Below are 19,443 nucleotides of genomic sequence, written 5' to 3'. Positions count from 1 at the left end.
ATATATGAGCAGGGACAAGGGATTAGAACAGAAAAGCGACCCGGATTATTCCGGATCGCTTCGTTCTGAATTAATTATTCACCTTGCTGCTGGTCAACCCCATAAAGTTCTTCAAGAGGCTGTGTAATAATTTTGTTTAGTTCGCCAACAAGCTGGCTCATTTTTTGTTCTTCTTCCATAAGCTTAGAAATCACTTCATGCTGCTGAACAAGTTCAAATTGCTTTTGCGCATTTTGGATTTCTTCTTCAGTAATCTGTTCACCTTGCATTTGTTTTTGTTGCAGTTCCATTTGAACCTGGCGGAAATTATCAAGCATTCTTTTAGCTACTTCATCTCCATTGACTTCGTTATGCAAGTCACGAAGTTTTGTAAACTCTTCGCTTTCTTTTAATTCTCTTGCCAGTTCATTTGCTTTATCGTATGGGTTTGCCATGTGTAATGTCCTCCTTCAGTATTTTACGTGCGTTTCTGTCAAAAAATTTATTTGTTACAGCGCACATATCTGGACTCTTAGAAGACTATAACATGAATTAATTATGAATTCATCCTGCACAGCCATTTTAAATGAAAAAAAGAACAATTATACCCTGGACAAAACCGACAAGAGCACCAATTATTCCTCCCAGCACCGCAATCATTTTTAATTCCCTGTTGGCAATCAATAAAAGCATATGCTCCAGTCTGGACAGGGGAAACTGGTTTACTTCGTCTTTTACAATATCACGAATCCCTATCTTTTTAATCATTGACTTAATATAGCGGGATAAGATCGTAGACGCAGAAGCCATAAAAGATGGAAGAAGTGTCTCCCTTATGACTGACTCATACTTTCCGCTCCAGGCACTTAGCGGCTTGCTCCATTCCCCAATCACAGGTGCTTGTCCTACCACCTGTTCAGTAAAAGTATGAACTTTTTCTTCAATCATTTCATCAGTGATAAATTCCGATGGTGCTTTAGAAACGGCAGCTTTCCACTCATTATGCAGAAGATGTGTCAGAAGCTGTTTCGTATGCGGCTGCCTTAAAAAACGAAGGAGCTCTTTTGTGATAGCAGAAGACAAAGAAAAACGGCTAGCCATTCTGCCAAACATGCTGGTAAAGCTTCCTTTAGACTCGAAAAAACGATCAATCATCGCGTCTATCTGTCTTCTGCCTTCCTCTGACAGCAAGTATGTTTCGGTTTTCTTAAGAATATTTTCAGCTACGTCCGGTATTTTGGATTCGAGTTTCTTCTGCCAGGCTAAAGGCGCCCATTCTTTAACAGGTCTGTCTTTATATTCATAGATCCATGCCGTCAGTTTTGCTTTCATGCCTTTTTCAATAGACATTCTGACTGTTTTCATCTGTTCTTTTTTTTCCAGGTTTATTTCAATCCACTCATCCAGAGTCCGTTCATCCTGCAGCAGTTCTTTAATTCCATTGGAAAGTCTGTCCTCTATTTCCCTAAGCAACACCCCGTCTTTAAGTCTTGCCTGTATCCCTTCAGGGGTCACTAAATGCTCTTCAACTGTTTTACCTAAACTGTCTGCTATTTCTTGTCTTCTCTTAGGAATCAGCCCCGGAGTGAACGGTAAACGGAAAGAACCTAAATATACCGGCTTATAAGGACGAAACAGCATACGTATAGCTATAACATTGGTGCCTCCCCCGATAATAGCGCCGATTAAAACTAGCATAGTTAATAAGATAATGGCATTGCCCATAACGATCCTCCATTACTCACTGGTCGTTTTTGTTAAGTGTCTATTTTTGGTTACTTTTCTTATGTGCTATGGTACATTCATTCCCAAAATAATAATAAACCAATCTCCCTTTCTTTCATGCGTTTTCCCTTCATGGTAACATATAACTAATATATGATATCAAAACAGGAGGGGCTAAGTTTGCTTACTCATTTTCAATTAAAAGAGATAAAGAATAATATGATTAATCAGGAATGGGAATTCTCTTTTTATTATAAAAAAACCCGTTACCGGGGGAAATACTACAAAAACGGGGACATTAAATGGCTGTCCCCCTCTTCTCTTGACGAAGAAGAAGAGAAATTTCTCTCATCTTGCGTCCATGACCTTATGCTTTACCACGTCTATGAAGATCATTAAAAATTAAACCGATGAAAGGACCTGCCAACCATGTTTGACCGCTTACTCAGTTATTACTCGCATGCACTGTCTGACGGCAATCTGCCGGAAGAGCATAAACTTACTCTAAATTTTCCTGACCAGAGCCAAATAATTCTTGATAAATCTCAACTTTCTTCTGAAGAGACCGCTCTCTTAAAAGCACTTTTTGACGGGGAAGAGTCGCCGTTGCTTCCTGTTAGCTATCATGACCGGTTTGTCTTTGAATGGCTCATTGAAGAGAGAGACGTTAATACGGAAGAACTGATCAACATTCTCTCTCCTCCTGTACGGCTGATCCATTTTCATGTTTATGGAGAACTCGGAGAAAAGGAGGGCTTTTCGGAAGCTTTACAAGGTTTATTCCCAGTTACTAAATCCCTTCTATGGAAAAGTCCAACTGAGGGAATCCTCATTCAGCAAATAGACGCTGAATTTGAAGAAGAACTCTCAATAAGATCAATTATCGATACGATTACCACCGATTTTTTTATAAAAATATCTTTTTACATCGGCTCTCCGGTAACAGACCTGCCTCTTCTTAAAGAAAGGTATGAATGGGAAAAAAGCATTTATAACAGCGTAAGAGCTGACTTCCCTAAAAAAAATTACTTCTATGAGCAGGAAATATTAATTTACTACCTGTTACATAACCTCCCGGGTGCTTCAACCGAAAAGATGAAAAAAATGCTGGCTCCAGTCAAGGATGATCAGGAACTGATTGATACTGTGAAAACTTATCTGGAGTGTAATTTGAATACCACCCTTGCTGCAAAAAAGATGTTTATGCACCGCAATACTCTTCAGTACAGGGTAGATAAATTTATTGAAAAGACGTCTATAGATATTAAGCAATTCCCTAATGCCGTTGCGGTGTATGTAATGTTAGCTGCCATAGACCCCCACTAGCCCATATGAACGGGGCTGTCCGGGGCCACACCCAGCTTGTCTCACCTTTAAAAGAACAGACGTGTATTCTCCTAAAATATCTCTGAATCCCCAGAAACTGAAATCGTTTGCAGATGTGCACAAAAACGGTTTCTTTTTTTTGTGCACTTTGTCAATAGAAGTGAAAACCCTTTCACGATATACTGTGATCAGTTAATTAATTAATTGAAGCAACTCAGGAGGTTGTAATTATGGCAGATATTAAATTTGACAGTCTTTACAAAATTTACGATGGAGATGTAACAGCCGTATCTGATTTTAATCTGGATATCGAAGACAAAGAATTTATTGTTTTCGTCGGTCCGTCCGGTTGTGGTAAGTCGACTACTTTACGTATGGTTGCAGGCCTTGAAGATATCTCTAAAGGGTCCTTATATATTGGAGAAGATAAAGTAAATGACGTTGCCCCTAAAGACCGGGATATTGCGATGGTATTCCAGAACTATGCTCTTTACCCGCATATGAATGTATACGAAAATATGGCATTTGGTTTAAAACTTAGAAAATTTAAAAAGGAAGATATCGACGAGAGAGTAAGAGAAGCCGCGCGTATCCTGGGGCTGACTGAAATGCTTGACCGTAAACCGAAAGCGATGTCCGGCGGGCAGCGTCAGCGTGTCGCATTAGGCCGTGCGATCGTCCGAAACCCTAAAGTATTCTTAATGGACGAGCCGTTATCAAACCTGGATGCGAAACTGCGTGTTCAAATGCGTGCGGAGATTATTAAACTGCACCACCGTCTGCAAACAACAACTATCTACGTGACACATGACCAGACAGAAGCGATGACTATGGCTTCCCGTATTGTCGTTATGAAAGACGGATTGGTTCAGCAGGTTGGAGCGCCTAAGGATATTTATGACTATCCTGAGAATGTATTCGTCGGCGGATTTATCGGATCCCCTGCCATGAACTTCCTGAATGGTAAATTGAAAGACGGAAACTTCTATCTTGGAGAATTCCCGGTGAAAGTGCCTGAAGGAAAGCTGAAAATGCTTCAGAAGTATAATAACAAAGAACTGATTTTAGGCATCCGTCCTGAAGATATCCATGATGAGCCTGTATTCCTGGATGCTTCTGAAAACTCCAAGTTTACAGCTACTATCGATGTTGCGGAGCTTATGGGTGCGGAATCCTTCCTTTACTCAAAAGTAAGTGACCAGGAATTCATTGCCCGGGTTGACTCCCGTACAGACGTTTCAAGCGGCAACAAGCTGGAGCTGGCTTTCGATATGAACAAAGCTCATTTCTTCGATCCTGAAAATGAACTGCGTATCCGCTAATCAGCTTTACTTTAATATGATTAAGCCCCTGAAATTTAGATGTTTTCTAAGATTTCGGGGGCTTTTGTATGTATTAATAATTATTTATCAGCGAAAAAAATCAGGGAGTTAAACACAGCAGCACCTGCATGGTGCAGGTGCTGCTACAGCCATGTATTCAGTTGAATTATCGTTGTTGTTGCTGACCGTTGAACTGCTGCTCAGCCATTTGTACAAGACGCTTAGTGATTTCACCACCAACTGAACCGTTAGAACGGGAAGTTGAATCCGGTCCTAATTGTACACCAAACTCTTGAGCAATTTCATACTTCATTTGATCAATTGCTTGTTGAGCTCCAGCTACTACAAGTTGGTTTGAATTTCTGTTGTTATTGTTGTTAGCCATTTGTCTCACCTCCTGTCGTAAGCATAGTTTGTTACAATTGCTCTGAGGTATGTAAACTTAATAATAGTAATTTTTAGGAGGTTTAGACTAAGAAAGTATGGAAAAAATTATAGTAACCATAAAGAAATCCGAACAAAATCTTGTTCGGATTTCTTATAGTTAATTAAGCTGATTTTTTAAAACGGGTTCTGTGACAGCCTGGATCTCGTCAAATGTACTTCCATCCAGAATTTCAACTAACGCTAATCCGTCTTCTGTCACATCCATAACAGCACGGTCAGTAATAATACGGTCAACCACTCCTTTACCAGTAAGAGGAAGAGCACATTGCTTAAGTATTTTCGGTTCACCGGCACGGTTGACATGTTCCATGATAATGACCACTTTCTGGGCTCCATGGACAAGATCCATTGCTCCGCCCATCCCTTTGATCATTTTGCCTGGAATCATCCAGTTAGCCAAATCACCATTCTCCGCAACTTCCATAGCCCCGAGAATGGCTACATCAATATGTCCTCCGCGAATCATTGCAAAAGATTCGGCATTGTTAAAGTAGGCTGCCCCATCAATTGCTGTCACTGTTTCTTTCCCTGCATTAATCAGATCGGCATCCAGTTCTTCTTCTGTCGGATAAGGACCAATGCCCAGGAGGCCATTCTCCGACTGGAGAATAACTTCTTTATTTTCAGAAATATAATTTGCTACCATGGTTGGCATCCCGATGCCTAAATTTACATAAGCTCCGTCGTAAATTTCTTTTTCTGCACGCCGGGCTATTTTTTCTCTTACTGCTTTACGATCTACACTCATAAAGTTCTCTCCTCCTTTATGCTTCCTTGACCGTTTTTCGTTCAATTCGTTTTTCCTGCTCTCCCTGGATTAACTTATTAACATAAATACTTGGCGTATGGATATGATCAGGATTCAGCTCTCCCGGTTCAACTAAATGTTCAACTTCAGCAATCGTTATTTTGCCTGCTGCCGCAACCATCGGGTTAAAGTTCTGGGCGGTTTTCCGGTAAACTAAATTGCCGTATTTATCGCCTTTATATGCTCTTACAAGGCTAAAATCGCCTTTTATAGCTTTTTCCATTACGTATTCTTTACCATCGAATTCGCGAATTTCTTTTCCTTCAGCTATCTTTGTTCCTACTCCGGCCGGTGTATAAAAAGCAGGAATACCAGCTCCCCCGGCTCTCAGCCTTTCAGATAGAGTGCCCTGCGGCACTAACTCCACTTCCAGTTCCCCATTAAGTACCTGACGTTCAAATTCTTTATTCTCTCCTACATAAGAAGCATAAATTTTATCAATTTGTTTGTTCTCTAATAGCAGGCCGAGTCCCCAGTCGTCCACCCCGCAGTTATTCGAAACAACCGTTAAATTTTTTACTCCTTTTTCCCGGAGGGCTTTTATCAGGTTTTCAGGTATTCCGCACAGCCCGAAACCTCCTACCAGGAGTGTCGCACCGTCATGGATCTCATCAACAGCTTTTTCAAATGAATTATAAATCTCTTTCATTTTAATTTCCTCCTCATTAAACAGGATATACCGGGTGTTTACGAGTTGAAAAAATTTGATCTTTGGATTCGTACATTTCAAAACGATCCACCAGCTCGTCCCTTAATTCATCTGCTGGCACAATATTATCAACAATCAGTTCAGAGGCTAACCGGTAAATATCAATGTTTTCCTGATACTCTTTTCTTTTTTCCTGAATAAACGCAGAGCGTTCTTCTTCAGGCAACGATTGAATTTTATTCGCATAAACAGCATTTACAGCTGCTTCAGGCCCCATAACGGCTATTTGGGCAGATGGAAGAGCAATACAGCAATCCGGCTCAAATGCAGGCCCTGCCATCGCATATAAGCCAGCACCGTAGGCTTTACGCACTACGACTGAAATTTTAGGAACAGCTGCCTCTGACATAGCAGAAATCATTTTTGCACCGTGGCGGATAATACCAGCTTTCTCTACTCTTGTACCAATCATAAACCCTGGAACATCAGCAAGAAACAGGAGAGGGATATGGTAAGCATCACATAAAGTGATAAACCTTGCCGCTTTATCTGCAGAATCGTGGAAAAGCACCCCGCCTTTCTGCTTTGGCTGATTAGCTACAATACCAACAGCTTTACCATTTATTCTGGCAAACCCTGTGATCAGTTCCTTAGCGAATAAAGCTTTTATTTCGAAAAAACTGTCTTCGTCAATTATGCCGTTAATAAATTCATACATATCAAAAGGGGCATTCTGATTTTCAGGAATCAGATCCGCCAAGGCTTTATCCATTTGTTTAGGAGCTGCCGGCTCTTTAACTTCAGTTTTTTCTTTAAAGTTAGAAGGGAAATAGGAAATATATTTTTGTGCTTCTCTGATTGCTTCTTCTTCTGATTTTACCAGAATATCACCGCACCCTGAAATGGAACAGTGCATTTTCGCTCCTCCCATTTCTTCTAACGACACTTTCTCGCCAATCACCATTTCGGCCATCCTTGGAGATCCAAGATACATTGAGGCATTGCCGTCAACCATCATAACGACATCACAAAAAGCCGGTATGTAGGCGCCGCCTGCAGCAGATGGACCAAACAAAAGACAAATTTGAGGTATCATACCAGACAGTTTCACTTGATTATAAAAGATTCTCCCTGCCCCTCTTCGGCCCGGGAACATTTCTATTTGGTCAGTGATCCTGGCTCCTGCTGAGTCGACAAGATAGAACAATGGAACCTTTAACTTCTCGGCTGTTTCCTGAATCCTGATTATTTTTTCAACCGTTTTTGCTCCCCATGAGCCTGCTTTTACCGTGGAATCATTGGCCATGACACAGACGGTCTTTCCTTCTACTTTTCCGATAGCAGTAACTACACCATCGGCCGGGAGCCCTTCTGTTTCACCGTTAGCAAACTTTCCGTCTTCACGCCATTCCCCTTTATCAAATAATAAAGCCAGCCTTTTTCTTACGAAAAGCTTTCCTTTAGCTTCATTAGCCTCATGATATTTCGGGGCCCCGCCGCTTTCAATTTTTTTAATTCTTTCTTCCCAGTTCCTGTCTAACTTCATCCGTGTCACTCCTCCTGAACTTCGTCTGCTATCTCCCTTTAAATACGGGGCTTCGTTTTTCTTTAAAAGCTTTCAGTCCTTCAAGACGGTCTTCAGTGGCTATGATTTGCCCGTATGCGTCCTCTTCAATTGTTAATCCCTCTTCCAAAGAAGACTCAATTCCTTTATTTATGGCATGTTTTGCCCATCTGTTGGCCAAAGGCCCTTTTGTACTGATTTCATAAGCTAAATCCAATCCTACATCCAATAACTCTTTCCTGTAAGTCACTCGTAAAAGCAGCCTTTCATGCAGAGCTTCCTGCGCGCTTAACCGCCTGCCTGTAAAAATCATTTCTTTAGCTTTATGAACTCCGATAATTCTCGGAAGGCGCTGTGTTCCTCCTGCTCCCGGGATAATGCCAAGTCCTGTTTCAGCTAAAGAAAAAGTGGCGTTTTCTGAAGCGATTCGTAAATCACACGCTAATGCAAGCTCTAACCCTCCTCCAATAGCTGCTCCATTTACAGCACATATGACAGGCTTAGGAAAATCATAAACAGCCTGTACAGTTGAGCGAATCTGATTGACAGCTTCAGGTACTTCTTCTTCACTCATCTGTGCCCTTTCTTTCAGATCAGCACCGGCGCAGAAAACTTTCTCGCCTGCGCCAGTAATAAGCAATACACGTATATCAGGATGGTCTGTCCATCTTTCTAACTGCTCTCTCAACTCCCGGAGCAGAACCTGCGATAATGCATTCGCTGCCTCCGGACGATTCAGGGTAATAACACCGATAGAGTCTTTAATCTGACTTAAAATAACAGGCAAAATTATGCCCTCCCTTCGAGCAATTTCAGTTGCCGGCCAGGCAGAGGTTTACCTAAAGCCTTCTCAATAAATGAAGCCGCTTTCATAAATTTGTTAAAATCAACCCCTGTATTTATGCCCATTTCTTCGAACATAAAAATTAAATCTTCACTGGCTGCATTCCCGCTCGCACCTTCAGCATAAGGGCAGCCCCCAAGCCCGCCAGCTGAGCCATCGAAAGATGTTATACCGGCATTTAAACCGGCTAATGTGTTTGCCAGCGCTAAACCTCTTGTATCATGAAAGTGAAGAGCAAATCGATCAGCATCAAAATCTTTCACCAGCTCCTCCAAAACCTCACCAACTTGTTTCGGATTGGCGATACCAATGGTATCGCCCAGAGAGATTTCGTAAACTCCCATGCTGAAAAGTCTGTCACACACTTTCTTTACTTCACCGACTGCTACATTCCCATCATAAGGACAGCCGAAAACCGTTGAAACATATCCTCTGACTTTCTTGCCTGCTTTCCTTCCTTCATCCACCACTTCTTTCAAAACTGGAAAGGTTTCTTCAATTGATTTATTAATATTTTTGCGATTATGCGTCTCACTTGCTGACATAAAGACGGCAAATTCATCAACATTTGCTTTCAACGCCCGCTCAGTCCCCTTGGCATTTGGCACCAGAGCGGAATAAGTAACCCCAGGCTGTTTTGTAATCTTACTGAATACTTCATCAGCATCAGACAACGCCGGAATCCACTTTGGATGTACAAACGAACTCACTTCAATATAAGAAAGCCCGCTCTTGCTTAATTGATTAATCCATTCAACTTTATCCTCTGTGGAGACAAATACTTTCTCATTCTGCAGTCCGTCTCTCGGCCCAACTTCTTTCAAGGTAACATTTTCCGGAAGCCTCATTTGAAACCTCCTTATTTATCTTTTAATTTGAACAACACGTCTTCTTCATTAACGAAGGTGCCTTCTTCGATTAGAATTTCTTCCACTACGCCTTCTACTTCAGAAGAAATAGGGATTTCCATTTTCATCGATTCCAATATGACAACTTCTTGTCCAGGAGTCACTTCCTCCCCTTGTGCCACTTGAATTTTCCACACGTTTCCTGCCATTGTCGTTTTAATTTCCTTCACTGCTGATCGCCTCCATCATTTATCTGCTACTGCCCCACAAAATGTGTATTTACTTTTCCATGTTTAAACCGTTCATCTTTCAAAGCTTCTGCAAGCATTGGAATATTTGTTTTAATTCCTTCAACTTCCGCTATTTCAAGACATTCTGTTAGTAATTTTATACAATTGTCTCTTGAATCAGAAAAAGCTATTACTTTACCGATCATCGGGTCATAATACGGAGTGACGACTGTTCCTTCTTGAACGCCAAAGTCATAACGGATTCCATCCATTTCCGGAAAACGCCACGTTTTTAAAGTTCCTGGGGACGGGAAAAATGTCTTAGGGTCCTCTGCATATATTCTTACTTCAATCGCATGTGCCGCTTTATGACCACCTTCTTTTTGCTCAGCAATTAATTGTCCTTCTGCAAGCCGGATTTGCCACTCAACCAGATCAATCCCCGCTGTTTCTTCTGTCACTGGATGCTCTACTTGCAAACGTGTATTCATTTCCAGAAAATAAATATTTTCTTCCTCATCAACCAGAAATTCTATCGTCCCGACATTCGTATAATTTAATGCTTTTCCTGCCTTAATAGCTTCTTCAAGAAGACGCTGATTTCCTTCTTTTGAAAACTCGGGCGGCGGAGCTTCTTCAATTATTTTCTGATGTCTCCGCTGAATTGAGCAGTCACGGCTGCCGACAGCCACGATATGGCCTTCATTATCCCCTGCAATTTGCGCTTCAATATGCCGGGGATGCTCAATATATTTCTCAAGAAAAATATCTGCCGAACCAAAAAATGTCTCTGCCTTTTTCACAACAGATTGAACAGCTTTCATCAGTTCATCTTCATGTTCAACTTTTTGCATTCCAATTCCCCCACCGCCTGCAGACGCTTTAACCATCAGAGGAAAGCCAATTTTTTTTGCTGCTGTAATGACTTCAAATTCTTCTGTGTTTTTAAGTGTCATACCAGGAACGACAGGAACCCCCGCTTCTTCCATCAACTTTCTCGCGTGAATTTTGTCCCCCATTTTATCAATAGCTTCAGCTGACGGGCCTATAAAAATAATGCCTTCCTGCTGAACCTTTTGAGCAAACTCTGTATTCTCAGACAGAAAACCGTACCCTGGATGAATCGCATCCACTTCTGCTTCTTTAGCTGCTTCAATAATTTTCGACTGATTCAAGTAACTTTCATTGACCCTGGCTCCGCCAACTAAATAGCTCTCGTCTGCTTCACTGACATGGACACTGTACTGGTCAGCTTCTGAAAAAACAGCCACGGTTTTTATACCAAGGGACTTGCAGGTTTTAATGACACGGCAGGCAATTTCGCCCCTGTTAGCTATTAATATTTTTTTTATCATACTTAACCTCCTGGTTTAAGGTTTATTTATTTATTTTGTTTTGTTAAAAGGTAGTAGCATACAAACTGTCTCTGCCTAACACGTTATCTCGGGCAACCTATTTCCCGGGCAATGACAAGCCTCTGGATTTCTGATGTCCCTTCACCAATTTCCATTAATTTAGCATCACGTAAGTACCTCTCAATGTGATATTCCCGCATGTAACCGTATCCTCCATGTATTTGCAGAGCCTGGTTACATGCTCTTGTAGCAGATTCAGAGGCAAAAAGTTTTGCCATAGCCGCTTCTTTTTTAAATGGCTTTTTCTGGTCTTTTAACCATGCAGCCTTATAAACCATATTACTTGCCAGCTCCAGCTCCATAGCCATATCTGCGAGTTTGAATTGGATCGCCTGAAAACTTCCAATCAGTTTGCCGAATTGTTTTCTTTCATTGCTGTATTGCAAGGCAGCTTCGTATGCTGCTTTACCTATTCCGAGAGCAAGTGCTGCAATAGAGATCCTTCCGCCATCAAGCGTATATAAAAACTGATTAAATCCCTTGGACGGGTCCCCAAGTATGTCTTCTTCAGGAACTTCCACGTCTTCCAGAACAAGCTCTGTCGTATTTGATCCCCTCACACCCATTTTCTCGTATTCACTCCGTATTGTAAGGCCTGGCGAATCTGTCGGTACAATAAATGCGGATATTTTATTTTTACCCCGGTCATCTTTTCCGGTTACGGCTGTTACGATAACGGTCCGGGCAAAACTGGCATTTGTTATCCAGCACTTTTCGCCATTTATGACATATTTGTCTCCTTTAAGCTCAGCTTTTGTTCTAGTGCCGCCGGCATCAGATCCTGCATTAGGCTCTGTCAGTCCGAAGGCTCCCAGGCTTTCTCCTTTAGCAAGAGGAACAAGATGTTCCTTCTTTTGCTCTTCTGTCCCAAAAGCATATAAAGGAGAGGCTCCGAGAGAAACAGCGGCTGCATAGCTTAATCCTGTACTTCCGCATGCTTTGCCAATTTCCTCAACAGCTAAAATATAAGATAAAGTATCCCCGCCGGAACCACCGTATTCTTCAGGGAAAGGAATACCAAGCAGTCCTAACTCCCCCATTTTTTTAAAGTTTTCAATTGGAAATCTTTCAGTCCGGTCGATCTCTTCTGCAATAGGCGCAATTTCTTTTTGTGCAAAGTCCCTGACCATATCCCTTATCATCAGCTGTTCTTTAGAAAATGAGAAATCCATGTCAACACTCCTCTTATTTAAATGTAAAGGCTTACAAAAAACAATTTAAAACTGACTGAGCATTCGCTCAGACAAATACCAAATAACTATTTCTTATTATAATAAATGAATTTAGAATTGTAAATTAATTTTTAATATTACAAAAAAAGATATGTGGCCGGCTTAAGCTGACCACATATCCTGTTTACACATCCATCATTCTGTTTATTGCAAGTTTAGCTGCTGTCGAAATCTCCTTGTCCACTGAAATCACATTAGGTAACTTTCCATTATAAATCTCATCCAGAGTCCAAACGAAATGCGGTAAATCGATTCTGTTCATCGTTAAACAAGGGCACATCTCCGGATTTAAGGATTCAACAGATTGTTCCGGATAGAGTTTTTTCAGCCTTTTGACTAAATTCATCTCTGTGCCTATGGCCCATTTTGTGCCAGCAGGAGCTTGACTGACCTGTTCAATAATAAACCTCGTAGACCCAGCAAGGTCAGCTGCTTGTGTGACTTCCCAGGAACATTCAGGATGAACAAGAATCTTACGGTCTGGTTCGTTTTCCCGACTCTGATTGACATGTTCAATTCTAAAATTTTCATGGACAGAACAATGGCCTTTCCAAAGAATCATCCGAACCTGGTCTTTTGGAATTTCATCCTCAAGCACATCAAGCAGCGGATTCCATACGACCATGTTTTCCAAGGGGATCCCCAATTCATAAGCTGTGTTCCTTCCAAGATGCTGATCCGGAAGAAAAAGGATCCGTTTCTTTTGAGCAAAGGCCCATTTAAGAACCTCTTTAGCATTTGATGAAGTCACCGTAGCTCCCCCGTGGCTCCCTACAAAGGCTTTAATATCTGCTGATGAATTGACGTAAGTGAGAGGGATAATAGTATCTCCGTAGTAAGCCGTTAATTTCTCCCAGGCTCTTTCAGTCTGTTTTTTGTCTGCCATGTCGGCCATCGAACATCCAGCCCGCAAATCAGGAAGGAGAACACTTTGCCCGTCATTCGTTAGAATATCAGCTGTTTCGGCCATGAAATGAACACCGCAAAACACAATAAAGGAAGAATGCTGATTATTAGCCGATACTTGAGCCAGCTGCAGTGAATCTCCTGTCACATCAGCAAACTGGATGACGTCGTCTCTCTGATAATGATGGCCGGGAATAAACAGATCTTTTCCTAATTGCTTTTTTCTCTGGTGCGCCCGGGCGATAAGTTCTTTGTCGCTCGCTTCCTTGTAACCTGGAGGCAGCTGCGGCTGAATTTCCTGAAATAAATCTGTTTTAAACATAGCTGGTCCTCTCCTTTACTAAAATATCCAGACTGATATCCACTGAGCCGGCAGAGTGAGTCAGGGCGCCAATGGAAATGACATCTGCTCCTGTCTGTGTGAATGCCTCAATCTGACTGATGGTCACACCGCCGGATATTTCAACAGTAATATGTGAAGGAATCATTTTGCACCAGTCAGCAGCCTGCTGAGGTCCGCAATTGTCGAGCATAATAACATCCGCTTCAGCTGCTACTGCTTCTTTAACCTGGGCTGTATTTTCCACTTCTACTTCTATTTTCACCATATGGCCGCCCGCTTGCTTTGCTTTTTTAATAGCAGTGGTGACTGATCCTGCACGGGCAATATGATTATCTTTTATGAGAAATGCATCATCCAGGCCAAAACGGTGGTTAATCCCTCCCCCGCACCGTACCGCATACTTTTCCAGCATTCTGAGGCCTGGGGTCGTTTTTCTTGTATCACTTATCTTTACTCGTGTCCCCGCTGTACGGGATACTGCCTCATGCGTCATGGCTGCAATTCCTGATAATCGCTGAACAAGATTTAGAATCACCCTTTCAGTACTGAGAATGCAGGTGACAGGTCCTTTAACTTTTAATAATGTCTTGCCGGCACTGAAGGATTCACCATCGCGGACAAATAACGTAAAGCCCAGTTCAGGGTAAAGCTCTTTTACAGCATTAATAATCTCTTCCCCGCTAAAAACACCGGGGCCTTTTGCCACAAATACCCCTTCCCCTTGTTCATCTTTAAAAATAGCGTCAGAAGTAATGTCACCGTAACCTATATCTTCCGAAAAAAAATCAGCTAATTGTTGTTTCAGCAAAAACCTGTTCATTAACGCTTCTCTCCTTCCCGTCTTCTCTGAAATGAGCCCCGCAGCTATGCTCGTTTTTTAAAGCAGCTTTAGCAATTAACCATGCCGCAAGGAGCATATTTCTCTGTTCAATCATTTCTTTATTAAATAGAGAGCTGGAATAAATGGAAGAATATTTAAATTCATACACTTCAGCCCATGAAATAAAATCCTGAAGATCTTCTCTATTCCGGCAGACTCCGAGAGCAGAGGAAACCTTCCTGCGGATGACTCCCTTCCCTGGAAGGATGGTCAATCCGCCCTCATGATTGTCCCTGATACTGCCCATATTCATAGCATGATGAGGAGCCGGGTGGCTCAATATATACTCTCCTGTTCTTTCACCGAAAACTACTGCTTCAAGCAGAGAATTGCTGGCGAGCCGGTTTGCTCCATGAACCCCATTCCCGGCTGCTTCACCTACCGCATACAACCCTGGAACAGTTGTCCTGCCATGTTCGTCTGTCCGGACTCCCCCCATATGAAAATGCGCTCCGGGACGGACTGGAATTACTTTTTTCTTTAAATCGATTCCCTGTGCCCTGCAAAGTCGTGATATTTGAGGAAAACGTTGACAGAACCGGTGGATTCGGGAGATATCTAAATAAACATCATGTCCTTCCCGGACTTTTTCATATAGTTTCCGGGCCACAACGTCTCTCGGGGCCAGATCTTTCAAAGGATGGACCCCTTCCATTATTCGATTACCTGTTTCATCAATAAGCCGGGCCCCCTCTCCCCGTAAAGCTTCAGAGGCGAGCCCTGTTGCTTTCCCGTTTGAATAAATAAGAGTGGGGTGAAATTGGATATATTCTAAATCTTTCAGATCTGCCCCGGCCCGCCAGGCCATCGCTAACCCGTCTCCTGTGATTAGACTGTCATTGCTTGTTTCCTGGAAAAGTCCGCCTACACCGCCTGTTGCGAGTATAGTATGCCGGGCAGATATTTTTTTAACACTGCCTTGGTTATCTGTAAACAAGGCACCTCGGCATACTCCTTGATCTATGAGAAGTTCTGCTGCTGTGAGAGAATCATAAGCTGGAATTCTCTCTTTTAACCGTTGACCGAAATAACCCATTACTTTTTCGCCTGTCCGGTCTCCCCCGGAATGAAGAATTCTCCTCATTCTGTGTGCGCCTTCTATGCCGTATGAATAGTCCCCGTCCTCTGCCATATCAAAAGGAAGGCCCTCTTCGATCCAGCGTTTTAACCTTACTTTTCCTTCATGGACCAGGATATTTACCATTTGCCGGTCATTTTTATGGCAGCCTGCAATGAGGGTATCCAGCTCATGAAGAGATGGTGAATCATTTTTATGAAGAGCAGCCGCAATGCCGCCTTGTGCTTTACGTGAATTGCCGTCTTCTTCGGTTCCTTTTCTTACCAGGACCACACTCATATGATCAGCTAATTTTAGAGCCGCCACAGTGGCAGCCAAGCCTCCGCCTATGATCAGCACATCACATTTTCCCATCTGAACCACCTTCATTCTTTACAACTGTCTTGACACCTATATTTACATAATTTTAAACTAATGACAAGACATTTATGAAAGTGGGATATTCATGATATATTTAGACTACGCAGCTACAACACCAATGTCAGATGGCGCTATGGAAACATGGATGAAAGCCAGCCATTCCTATTTTGGCAATTCAAGCAGTCTTCATGAAGCTGGAAACAATGCTCACGAATTGATAAAAACTTGTAAAGAACGGTTTTCTTCAATGGCGGGATGTCCTCCCGACCGTATCTTTTTTACAAGCGGCGGGTCAGAATCAAACCTCCTTGCACTGGAAAGCCTGTATTTAGCAAATAAACATCGCGGAAACCATGTCATTACTTCCTCTATTGAACACCCTTCTGTCCACTCATTTTTTAACCGGCTTGAAAAAAAAGGTGTGGAGGTGACATATCTGCCTGTAGGTCCAAGTGGTCTTCTTCAATTGGAAGAAGTTAAACAAGCGGTTCGTCCAGATACATTTTTAGCTTCTATCCAGCATGTGAATTCTGAAATTGGTGTTATTCAGCCATTGAGGCAGCTTGGTGAATGGTTTAAGGGGCAGGGAATTGTTTTTCACAGTGATTGTGTCCAGTCATTTGGAAAGATTCCATTTCACTTGCCTTCCCTGAATGTAGACGCCGCTTCAGTGTCCAGCCATAAACTGAACGGCCCTAAAGGGGTTGGTGCTGTCTTTTTATCCAAAGACACTGAATGGGAATCCGTTTATCCCTTAACGACCCATCAGCATGGTTTTCGTCCTGGCACTCTGAATACTCCCGGAATAGCCGCTTTTACACATGCAGCAGCCGAACATTATGATCGTTTACAGGAAGAATGGGCTGCGGCTTGGCACAAGAGAGAACTATTTATTCAGGCGCTGTCTTCTTTAGGCGCCCGTTTAACCGTTGAAGGCTCTCCCAGTAAAGAAGAGCAGTCCCCGTGGATTGCCGGTTTAGCCATTCACGGGGTGCAGGGACAATACATGCTCCTTTCCCTGGACAGGTTTCAAATCTGTATTTCTACCGGAAGTGCCTGCCAGTCAGGAAAACTGGATTCATCTTCTGTCATGCAGGCCATTTATCAATCAGAACAGGAAAGACTGCGCTTTTTTCGTGTCTCTTTTGGGAAAAATACCACTATGGAAGAACTTCTGCTTGCTGCGGATAAAATTCTGCAGATTGCAGAGGAATAGGAGGGAATTGCTATGTTGAAAAATAGAAAATGGCTTGGAGATGAGCGCCGAAATGAAATACTTACACTCCTGAAAAATACAGGCACACCTATAACCGGAGGTGAACTCGCTGACCGCATGAATGTCAGCCGGCAAGTCATTGTCCAGGATATTTCATTATTAAAAGCCAAAAATTACCCTGTGATGGCAACAAGCCAAGGGTACATTCTTACCGAAAATAATGACACTGGAGAAGGAATAAAGCGGATTGTCGCTTGTTACCATGGCCCGGAACAAACAGAGGAAGAGCTGCTTCTGCTCGTGGATCAAGGTGTACGGGTAAATGACGTGAAAGTTGAACACCCGATTTACGGAGATATAACAGCCAGTATTATGGTAAGCAACCGGAAAGAAGTCTACCAATTTCTGAAAAAGATGGAACGAACAAAGGCCAGCTACTTATCTGAGCTGACCGGCGGGGTGCACTTGCATACAATTGAAGCAAATTCAGAAAAAGATTTAGATGATGCGGTGGATGCATTAAACGAAGCAGGCTTTTTATTAACGGGCGAACCCCGCCATTAGCCCAGCTTACCAGAAAGTAAGGATATCCAATATCCCAATCGCAATCATAAACGTGCCAGCTGTCCTTTGAACATAAAGGCCGATCCTACGGCCTTTTTTCATGACCTTACCGCTTAAACCCAAGTACCAGATGGCAAAAATAACAAACAGAAACGGGATGGAAGTTCCAATTGCAAATAGACTCGGCAGGACAGCGCCATACCCTGTTGCTAAAGTCAGGGGCATTAATAAGACGAAGAACAGGATAAACATCGTTGGACAAAAGCCCAGGGAAAAACTGAAACCAAGCATAAAAGCTCCCCATTTGCCTTTCCGTTTTTTATTGCCGGACGGTTTCCACAACTGCAGATTCCAGCGCATCGTAAAAACGCCAAGCATATAAATACCAATAAGGATAAGGACTGGTCCCAGTATTTTTCTCATCGGCTCAAAAAATAACGGCAATTGCTGCTGGAATTCCTGTCCAAGCAGAAAGACAATCAAACCTAACCCTGAAAAAGCAACGATTTTTCCAAAGACATAGAAAAAGGTGTCTGACCAGGAAATACCTTCTTTCAGTGAATTCGTACCGTATAAAGTAATGGCACTTATGTTCCCCGAAAACTGGCAGGGGGCTAAGGCACCGACTAATCCAAGCAGCAAAGCAAACAGCAGCGGTATGGACTCCATGCTGTTTGCAGCATTCATAAACGGCTCCCGCAGAAACTGGCTGATTCCTTCTATAAATTCAAACATGGAGGACACTCCTTCCGGGAGGTATCATTCAATGTGATTTTAGCATATTCCAATCTGTATGATAGGATATAAATGTGAACTTTTTGCAAGGTTTCTCAATAGCTATAAAATCCGTTGGAAACCGAAACAGGCAAGATAACGTCTTTAATAGTTTATCAGAATGGACTTAAAAGGAGAATTTATATGCGGCTCGTTTTATTTGGTGCAACTGGAAGAGTAGGAAAAGACGTTTTAAAATTGGCTTTGGCAGATGGACATGAGGTTACAGCTTTCGTCCGTTCAGCTGATCGGCTGCCACAAAGCCTTTCCGAAAACAGAATGTTAAAAATCCACCAAGGGGACGTATTAAACAAGTCAGATGTGGACGAGGTGATGGCGGGCGGCTATGATCTCGTGTTCAGTGCCTTATCTACTGATAAATCATCTACCCTTTCCAAGGGAGTCCCTCATATTATAAACGCCATGAATAAACACGGCGTTAACAGGTTCATATCCATTGGCACTGCAGGAATACTGCAAGCCCGTTCTGCTCCCGCCCTTTACCGCTTTCAATCAAGCGAATCCAAGCGGAAAAGCACAGCTGCGGCTGAAGAACACCTTGCTGTTTATAAGTCTTTGGAAAAAAGTACGCTGGACTGGATAATATTCTGCCCTACTTATTTGCCAGACGGTGAAGCCACTGGAAATGTAATATATGAATTGAATCGACTTCCGGAAAAGGTCAGAAAAATTTCGGTCGGAAATACGGCTAAGTTTTCTTATACTCAAATGTTTAATGACTCATTTACAGGGCATCGGATCGGTATTGGCGAGGCCGAATAGGGGGAAACCCTCAAGGCAGTTAACAGGCGTTTGAGGGTTGGATGAGCCTCATTGCGAGTATGGGTGCGGACTGGCCTCGTGGGCAGGATAGCGGGATTTGGTCTGTCTGGGCAAGCGTCCGACTGGCGGACTGAAATCACCTTTTTCTCA

The 19,443-nt window shown here is 42.6% G+C and carries 21 protein-coding genes; 6 read left to right on the top strand and 15 right to left on the bottom strand.

Going from position 1 to position 19,443, the window contains the following annotated elements:
- Window positions 1-74 precede the first annotated feature (74 nt).
- Together K8O68_RS14870 and K8O68_RS14865 are read right to left on the bottom strand one after the other, a co-directional pair.
- Window positions 75-434, bottom strand: a complete 360-nt coding sequence (locus K8O68_RS14870) for a YlbF/YmcA family competence regulator (RefSeq protein WP_093048182.1) — start codon at window positions 432-434, stop codon at window positions 75-77.
- Between the two features lie 127 nt (window positions 435-561).
- Complete coding sequence (locus K8O68_RS14865) at window positions 562-1,704, bottom strand: DUF445 domain-containing protein (protein ID WP_230897644.1); 1,143 nt, start codon at window positions 1,702-1,704, stop codon at window positions 562-564.
- A 180-nt stretch (window positions 1,705-1,884) separates the two neighbouring features.
- Between K8O68_RS14865 and K8O68_RS14860 the strand changes: the two genes are divergently transcribed.
- The 3 genes from K8O68_RS14860 to K8O68_RS14850 all read left to right on the top strand — a co-directional run bounded on the left by K8O68_RS14860 (window position 1,885) and on the right by K8O68_RS14850 (window position 4,352).
- On the top strand, window positions 1,885-2,103 hold the full coding sequence (locus K8O68_RS14860) for a DUF5342 family protein (protein WP_230897643.1): 219 nt from the start codon (window positions 1,885-1,887) through the stop codon (window positions 2,101-2,103).
- A 30-nt stretch (window positions 2,104-2,133) separates the two neighbouring features.
- Complete coding sequence (locus K8O68_RS14855; RefSeq protein ID WP_230897642.1) at window positions 2,134-3,030, top strand: PucR family transcriptional regulator; 897 nt, start codon at window positions 2,134-2,136, stop codon at window positions 3,028-3,030.
- A gap of 230 nt (window positions 3,031-3,260) precedes the next feature.
- The gene (locus K8O68_RS14850) at window positions 3,261-4,352 is read left to right on the top strand and encodes an ABC transporter ATP-binding protein (RefSeq protein WP_230897641.1); all 1,092 of its coding nucleotides are present in this window, start codon (window positions 3,261-3,263) and stop codon (window positions 4,350-4,352) included.
- A 166-nt stretch (window positions 4,353-4,518) separates the two neighbouring features.
- On the opposite strand, the gene K8O68_RS14845 is transcribed toward K8O68_RS14850, so the two are convergent.
- The 12 genes from K8O68_RS14845 to nadB form a co-directional block, all read right to left on the bottom strand.
- Window positions 4,519-4,737, bottom strand: coding sequence for an alpha/beta-type small acid-soluble spore protein (locus tag K8O68_RS14845; RefSeq protein WP_230897640.1), 219 nt, complete (start codon window positions 4,735-4,737; stop codon window positions 4,519-4,521).
- A 159-nt stretch (window positions 4,738-4,896) separates the two neighbouring features.
- A complete protein-coding gene (locus K8O68_RS14840) occupies window positions 4,897-5,547 on the bottom strand; it encodes a 3-oxoacid CoA-transferase subunit B (RefSeq protein ID WP_230897639.1) in 651 nt (216 codons plus the stop codon).
- A 16-nt stretch (window positions 5,548-5,563) separates the two neighbouring features.
- A complete protein-coding gene (locus tag K8O68_RS14835; protein WP_230897638.1) occupies window positions 5,564-6,256 on the bottom strand; it encodes a CoA transferase subunit A in 693 nt (230 codons plus the stop codon).
- Between the two features lie 16 nt (window positions 6,257-6,272).
- Window positions 6,273-7,802 carry an acyl-CoA carboxylase subunit beta gene (locus tag K8O68_RS14830; RefSeq protein ID WP_230897637.1) on the bottom strand — a complete coding sequence of 510 codons (1,530 nt, stop codon included), beginning with the start codon at window positions 7,800-7,802 and terminating at the stop codon, window positions 6,273-6,275.
- A 28-nt stretch (window positions 7,803-7,830) separates the two neighbouring features.
- Window positions 7,831-8,607 (bottom strand): enoyl-CoA hydratase-related protein, encoded by a 777-nt coding sequence (locus tag K8O68_RS14825; RefSeq protein ID WP_235788513.1) that lies wholly within the window; start codon window positions 8,605-8,607, stop codon window positions 7,831-7,833.
- A gap of 2 nt (window positions 8,608-8,609) precedes the next feature.
- Window positions 8,610-9,512, bottom strand: a complete 903-nt coding sequence (locus K8O68_RS14820) for a hydroxymethylglutaryl-CoA lyase (RefSeq protein ID WP_230897636.1) — start codon at window positions 9,510-9,512, stop codon at window positions 8,610-8,612.
- Window positions 9,513-9,523: 11 nt separating this feature from the next.
- Window positions 9,524-9,742 (bottom strand): acetyl-CoA carboxylase biotin carboxyl carrier protein subunit, encoded by a 219-nt coding sequence (locus K8O68_RS14815; RefSeq protein WP_230897635.1) that lies wholly within the window; start codon window positions 9,740-9,742, stop codon window positions 9,524-9,526.
- Between the two features lie 26 nt (window positions 9,743-9,768).
- Window positions 9,769-11,097, bottom strand: a complete 1,329-nt coding sequence (locus K8O68_RS14810) for an acetyl-CoA carboxylase biotin carboxylase subunit (RefSeq protein ID WP_230897634.1) — start codon at window positions 11,095-11,097, stop codon at window positions 9,769-9,771.
- Between the two features lie 83 nt (window positions 11,098-11,180).
- A complete protein-coding gene (locus K8O68_RS14805; protein WP_230897633.1) occupies window positions 11,181-12,329 on the bottom strand; it encodes an acyl-CoA dehydrogenase in 1,149 nt (382 codons plus the stop codon).
- Window positions 12,330-12,513: 184 nt separating this feature from the next.
- Window positions 12,514-13,617: a quinolinate synthase NadA gene (gene nadA, locus K8O68_RS14800; protein ID WP_230897632.1), complete on the bottom strand. Its 1,104-nt coding sequence runs from the start codon at window positions 13,615-13,617 to the stop codon at window positions 12,514-12,516.
- On the bottom strand, window positions 13,610-14,458 hold the full coding sequence (gene nadC, locus K8O68_RS14795; protein WP_230897631.1) for a carboxylating nicotinate-nucleotide diphosphorylase: 849 nt from the start codon (window positions 14,456-14,458) through the stop codon (window positions 13,610-13,612). Before nadC ends, nadA begins: the two co-directional genes overlap by 8 nt.
- Window positions 14,424-15,950 carry an L-aspartate oxidase gene (gene nadB / locus K8O68_RS14790; RefSeq protein WP_230897630.1) on the bottom strand — a complete coding sequence of 509 codons (1,527 nt, stop codon included), beginning with the start codon at window positions 15,948-15,950 and terminating at the stop codon, window positions 14,424-14,426. The genes nadC and nadB overlap by 35 nt, the downstream gene beginning before the upstream one ends.
- A gap of 91 nt (window positions 15,951-16,041) precedes the next feature.
- Between nadB and K8O68_RS14785 the strand changes: the two genes are divergently transcribed.
- Together K8O68_RS14785 and K8O68_RS14780 are read left to right on the top strand one after the other, a co-directional pair.
- Window positions 16,042-17,172 carry an IscS subfamily cysteine desulfurase gene (locus K8O68_RS14785; protein ID WP_230897629.1) on the top strand — a complete coding sequence of 377 codons (1,131 nt, stop codon included), beginning with the start codon at window positions 16,042-16,044 and terminating at the stop codon, window positions 17,170-17,172.
- A 12-nt stretch (window positions 17,173-17,184) separates the two neighbouring features.
- Window positions 17,185-17,736 (top strand): transcription repressor NadR, encoded by a 552-nt coding sequence (locus K8O68_RS14780; RefSeq protein WP_230897628.1) that lies wholly within the window; start codon window positions 17,185-17,187, stop codon window positions 17,734-17,736.
- Between the two features lie 6 nt (window positions 17,737-17,742).
- On the opposite strand, the gene K8O68_RS14775 is transcribed toward K8O68_RS14780, so the two are convergent.
- On the bottom strand, window positions 17,743-18,471 hold the full coding sequence (locus K8O68_RS14775; RefSeq protein ID WP_230897627.1) for an urease accessory protein UreH domain-containing protein: 729 nt from the start codon (window positions 18,469-18,471) through the stop codon (window positions 17,743-17,745).
- A 183-nt stretch (window positions 18,472-18,654) separates the two neighbouring features.
- Here K8O68_RS14775 and K8O68_RS14770 point away from each other — a divergent pair, with 183 nt between their 5' ends.
- Window positions 18,655-19,293, top strand: coding sequence for an NAD(P)-dependent oxidoreductase (locus tag K8O68_RS14770; RefSeq protein ID WP_230897626.1), 639 nt, complete (start codon window positions 18,655-18,657; stop codon window positions 19,291-19,293).
- Window positions 19,294-19,443 lie beyond the last annotated feature (150 nt).

Source organism: Salipaludibacillus sp. CUR1 (genome assembly GCF_021028955.1).
Lineage (GTDB): Bacteria > Bacillota > Bacilli > Bacillales > Salisediminibacteriaceae > Salipaludibacillus.
This window is presented reverse-complemented; position numbering and strand designations above follow the sequence as displayed.

Coding starts and splice junctions, on each gene's coding strand:
- K8O68_RS14870 (WP_093048182.1), bottom strand. CDS start 434: ATGGCAAACCCATACGATAAAGCAAATGAACTGGCAAGAGAATTAAAA.
- K8O68_RS14865 (WP_230897644.1), bottom strand. CDS start 1,704: ATGGGCAATGCCATTATCTTATTAACTATGCTAGTTTTAATCGGCGCT.
- K8O68_RS14855 (WP_230897642.1), top strand. CDS start 2,134: ATGTTTGACCGCTTACTCAGTTATTACTCGCATGCACTGTCTGACGGC.
- K8O68_RS14850 (WP_230897641.1), top strand. CDS start 3,261: ATGGCAGATATTAAATTTGACAGTCTTTACAAAATTTACGATGGAGAT.
- K8O68_RS14845 (WP_230897640.1), bottom strand. CDS start 4,737: ATGGCTAACAACAATAACAACAGAAATTCAAACCAACTTGTAGTAGCT.
- K8O68_RS14840 (WP_230897639.1), bottom strand. CDS start 5,547: ATGAGTGTAGATCGTAAAGCAGTAAGAGAAAAAATAGCCCGGCGTGCA.
- K8O68_RS14835 (WP_230897638.1), bottom strand. CDS start 6,256: ATGAAAGAGATTTATAATTCATTTGAAAAAGCTGTTGATGAGATCCAT.
- K8O68_RS14830 (WP_230897637.1), bottom strand. CDS start 7,802: ATGAAGTTAGACAGGAACTGGGAAGAAAGAATTAAAAAAATTGAAAGC.
- K8O68_RS14820 (WP_230897636.1), bottom strand. CDS start 9,512: ATGAGGCTTCCGGAAAATGTTACCTTGAAAGAAGTTGGGCCGAGAGAC.
- K8O68_RS14810 (WP_230897634.1), bottom strand. CDS start 11,097: ATGATAAAAAAAATATTAATAGCTAACAGGGGCGAAATTGCCTGCCGT.
- K8O68_RS14805 (WP_230897633.1), bottom strand. CDS start 12,329: ATGGATTTCTCATTTTCTAAAGAACAGCTGATGATAAGGGATATGGTC.
- nadA (WP_230897632.1), bottom strand. CDS start 13,617: ATGTTTAAAACAGATTTATTTCAGGAAATTCAGCCGCAGCTGCCTCCA.
- nadC (WP_230897631.1), bottom strand. CDS start 14,458: ATGAACAGGTTTTTGCTGAAACAACAATTAGCTGATTTTTTTTCGGAA.
- nadB (WP_230897630.1), bottom strand. CDS start 15,950: ATGGGAAAATGTGATGTGCTGATCATAGGCGGAGGCTTGGCTGCCACT.
- K8O68_RS14785 (WP_230897629.1), top strand. CDS start 16,042: ATGATATATTTAGACTACGCAGCTACAACACCAATGTCAGATGGCGCT.
- K8O68_RS14780 (WP_230897628.1), top strand. CDS start 17,185: ATGTTGAAAAATAGAAAATGGCTTGGAGATGAGCGCCGAAATGAAATA.
- K8O68_RS14775 (WP_230897627.1), bottom strand. CDS start 18,471: ATGTTTGAATTTATAGAAGGAATCAGCCAGTTTCTGCGGGAGCCGTTT.
- K8O68_RS14770 (WP_230897626.1), top strand. CDS start 18,655: ATGCGGCTCGTTTTATTTGGTGCAACTGGAAGAGTAGGAAAAGACGTT.